The sequence below is a fragment of the Haloferax sp. s1 genome (genome assembly GCF_058382125.1).
In genome coordinates, this window is the sequence record NZ_JBZRPK010000262.1 from 1 (window position 1) to 2,508 (window position 2,508).

General features: G+C 49.7%; 5 protein-coding genes and 1 pseudogene. 1 reads left to right on the forward strand and 5 read right to left on the reverse strand.

Annotated elements, in window-relative coordinates; translation table 11 throughout:
• The 3 genes and pseudogenes from QT222_RS02530 to QT222_RS02540 all read right to left on the reverse strand — a co-directional run.
• A pseudogene (locus QT222_RS02530) lies at window positions 1-155 on the reverse strand (HVO_A0114 family putative DNA-binding protein); the annotation flags it as partial.
• Between the two features lie 119 nt (window positions 156-274).
• Complete coding sequence (locus QT222_RS02535; RefSeq protein ID WP_049917413.1) at window positions 275-664, reverse strand: hypothetical protein; 390 nt, start codon at window positions 662-664, stop codon at window positions 275-277.
• Entirely contained in the window at window positions 661-1,182 is a 522-nt protein-coding gene (locus QT222_RS02540; protein ID WP_231512898.1) for a hypothetical protein, read from the reverse strand. Before QT222_RS02540 ends, QT222_RS02535 begins: the two co-directional genes overlap by 4 nt.
• A 314-nt stretch (window positions 1,183-1,496) precedes the next feature.
• On the opposite strand from QT222_RS02540, the gene QT222_RS02545 reads away from it, so the two are divergent.
• A complete protein-coding gene (locus tag QT222_RS02545; RefSeq protein ID WP_004057211.1) occupies window positions 1,497-1,769 on the forward strand; it encodes a hypothetical protein in 273 nt (90 codons plus the stop codon).
• A 38-nt stretch (window positions 1,770-1,807) separates the two neighbouring features.
• On the opposite strand, the gene QT222_RS02550 is transcribed toward QT222_RS02545, so the two are convergent.
• Both QT222_RS02550 and QT222_RS02555 read right to left on the reverse strand, forming a co-directional pair.
• Complete coding sequence (locus tag QT222_RS02550; protein WP_491476201.1) at window positions 1,808-2,077, reverse strand: helix-turn-helix domain-containing protein; 270 nt, start codon at window positions 2,075-2,077, stop codon at window positions 1,808-1,810.
• A gap of 6 nt (window positions 2,078-2,083) precedes the next feature.
• Complete coding sequence (locus tag QT222_RS02555) at window positions 2,084-2,362, reverse strand: helix-turn-helix domain-containing protein (protein WP_004057209.1); 279 nt, start codon at window positions 2,360-2,362, stop codon at window positions 2,084-2,086.
• Window positions 2,363-2,508: the final 146 nt, after the last annotated feature.

Genomic DNA, 2,508 nt, shown 5'->3' on the forward strand with positions numbered 1-2,508 from the left:
GTCGAGTCCACAGCATCGCCACGCTCGAGCGACCGGATACTCTCGGTAACGTCTTCGTAGAACTCGTCGGAGGATTTCACCGTGACGACGAGCGTTGATTCAGCCAGGAGCTGTTCGCGTTCCATCGGGTGCAGCGGCGGCGTAGTGTCTGACATGGGTATCATCATAGGATGGCCCCACGTCAAATTAGATAATAAAGTTGACCAGCCTGACTAGCTCAAACAATACAAGCGAAATTGCCATTGAGATGGTTCACCTGGCTCCGACTTTCAATTCATACGATAATATTCATCAGAGCAATAAGAATGCCTGCGAGGGACTCACCTACAGCGTCGAGTGGAGTAGCGATAACCGTTGGAAGAGCCTGACTGGCAGAAACTGGAGCGAGGCCCACGAGCGTTAACGAAACAACAACAAACAACAATATGTCGGATGTTACTCGGTATAACCGTCCCAAAGGAGAGAACGCGGTCACGAGTCCGATGAGCAATGTAATCCGTGTTATTGCACTGAGAACAGTGTAGGGGTACAGAAGAATCCCTGCAACGAGCTCTGACGCTCCAGAGGTTTTCCTTATCGTAGTTCCACCTAAGAGTCGGTTGAATTCATGTTTGAGAGCTTCACTGAACTCTGACTTAGTCGTGCCAATGGGCTTCTGGCTCATAGTATATCACCCTGTTCAATGGCCTCTGCCATCTCTTCATCGACGTGGAAAACATAGTCTAAACTATCCCTAAGAGTGTTGCGCGAGTCGCTAGGCGGCAAGTCTCGATCTATCGTGATTGTTGCGTCATGGATCATAGTGGTGTTTTTTGGTCCTTCAACAAATGCACAACTAGCCGTAGGCCGTCTACTCACACAATTGACCCCCTCGGTGTATTCAATAACAAGGTCAGCACTTGTGCTGGAATTAACCCGGGTAAATTCGACTTCTCGGTCGGTCGTATTAGCGAACCGGGCTAGCTCTAATGCTGCGCGCTCCTCGTTATGTTCCTCTGTCGCATTGACATACACCTCAATAGTTGGCTCTCCCCACGGATTATCCGCTGTTTGGAATATTTCTGCCAATCCCAAGTTGGTTGCATCATTCCCAGATGTGTCAGCAGCTATAAAACCAGCTGACCCGAGTGCAATCAGAACCCCAACCGCGGTGAGCATTCTGATAATGTGCATTACTGACATACCAGACAAATATTGAATGGGACAATAAAATTATCGAGGGAGATATTAGTGAAAGTAGTGTATTCTCGCAGTAAATAGGTATCTAACCACTTGGTGAAATTTGAAAATCACTATCGATACTTTCTATAGCTGTTTCCAGATTCGTTCACCGCGCTAATCGCCAGACGGCGCGGTTATTCGTTCATTCGTTCATTTTCACTCATTCGGTGATAGAGCTAATCCCAAGCGGGAATTCGACGTTTTAGCCCCTCAAAATTGGAAGATTCGTTCATCACCCGTCAAACCGTATATACCAGATTGTCATCGGACTCAGCATGTCCACGACAATTGGGGGAAGATCGCGCACCGGAACCAGTCGGACGCTCCGGTTGCTGAACGGTCTACAAGTCCGAATCGAGATTACCTCAGACGCTGACTATGCCGCTCGCCTCGACGTTCATCACGGCGCTCGGCGGTGGGTCTACGGAATTGATAGTAACGAGATTGCGACGCTCATCGACGGGTTCGATGATGAGGGACGGGTTGACGACCCCAGAGAACCGGAGTGGATGCGCGAGGTCTTCGTGCAGTTGGGGGTCGATTGGTAGTGTCGAACCTATGGTTCCTTGAGAATCGGTGGTTGGGATTAGAGTTCAGGTGGCTCGAACTCCTCGTTCAGATACGACAGACCATCGTCTGTAATCTGGTAGTAGCCGCCTTGCTCGCGGACCATCTTTACGAGTCCTGCCTCTTCCAGCATCGGCAGACGACGCTTCACAGTCGAGTAAGAGATGTCGATATCACGGAGTTCGAAGTTAACCATGATAGCCTTCTTGTTAAGCGCCAGACGACCCTGAGCGAGGAGCTCAAGGATTTTATCGTCATTTCCGGTCATCCATCTGGCTCGGCGGCGCATTCAGACTCAGGGTTCGGGAAGTTCGTCCTCATCGACGTTCCCAGCGAGGAACTCGCGGCCGAACTCCGTGAGTTCGTAGATACCCTCCTCGTTAGAGAAGAGGCCTGCATCCTCCAATACGCGCATTCGTTTGTTGACGTACTGTCGGTGGTAATCGATATTGGCCGCAATCGATTTCGCTGTCACAGCGATGTCGTGGTCCTCATAGAACAGCATTATCTCGTAATCTACGGGCGAGAACCACGAGATTCGATTGACCATCTCTCTGAGGAACTCGTCAGACATTGTTCAAAAATCACGGCTATCGTAGTTAAACCCATCTACTATAGGAGAGTCTATTTCTCTACGATAGTGGATAGGATTTATATCGGATGCCTCTCATTGTCGATACTGTCGACTCTCACCGGATGCGACAGGTCCGAGGAAAATCC

What these genes read in the sequence shown, in the direction of transcription:
- QT222_RS02535 (WP_049917413.1), bottom strand. Translation starts at nt 664, where the DNA reads ATGAGCCAGAAGCCCATTGGCACGACTAAGTCAGAGTTCAGTGAAGCT.
- QT222_RS02540 (WP_231512898.1), bottom strand. Translation starts at nt 1,182, where the DNA reads ATGTCAGTAATGCACATTATCAGAATGCTCACCGCGGTTGGGGTTCTG.
- QT222_RS02545 (WP_004057211.1), top strand. Translation starts at nt 1,497, where the DNA reads ATGTCCACGACAATTGGGGGAAGATCGCGCACCGGAACCAGTCGGACG.
- QT222_RS02550 (WP_491476201.1), bottom strand. Translation starts at nt 2,077, where the DNA reads ATGCGCCGCCGAGCCAGATGGATGACCGGAAATGACGATAAAATCCTT.
- QT222_RS02555 (WP_004057209.1), bottom strand. Translation starts at nt 2,362, where the DNA reads ATGTCTGACGAGTTCCTCAGAGAGATGGTCAATCGAATCTCGTGGTTC.